The organism is Halohasta sp. A2 (genome assembly GCF_056175805.1).
Window position 1 is genome coordinate 1 of record NZ_JAQFWV010000346.1, and the last position, 250, is coordinate 250.

Sequence of the window (250 nt, forward strand, 5' to 3'; positions counted from 1 at the left end):
CCGACATCCACTGCACGACGACAAAGAAGCACGACGCGAAGATCGGTCCGCAGGTCGCCCGCAGGAATGCGGCCGACCTGCGTTCATTAGCTGCAGACCGTGGCTATGACTCGAAAGCCTTCAGGGATGCCTCGTTGCGCCGCTAATTAATCGCACTCTCGGTGCTTTCTCCGTCCAGTTTCCGTGAAAGTTGTATGCAATTGGACGCCTTCTGTCGATATGAAGTCGAAGCGGTCAACAATACGACAGT

1 pseudogene is annotated in these 250 nt (G+C 55.2%); it reads left to right on the forward strand.

Annotation, left to right across the window (positions count from 1 at the left end):
* Positions 1-128 (forward strand): annotated as a pseudogene (locus O2S87_RS19375) (IS5/IS1182 family transposase); the annotation flags it as partial.
* Between the last annotated feature and the right edge of the window lie 122 nt (positions 129-250).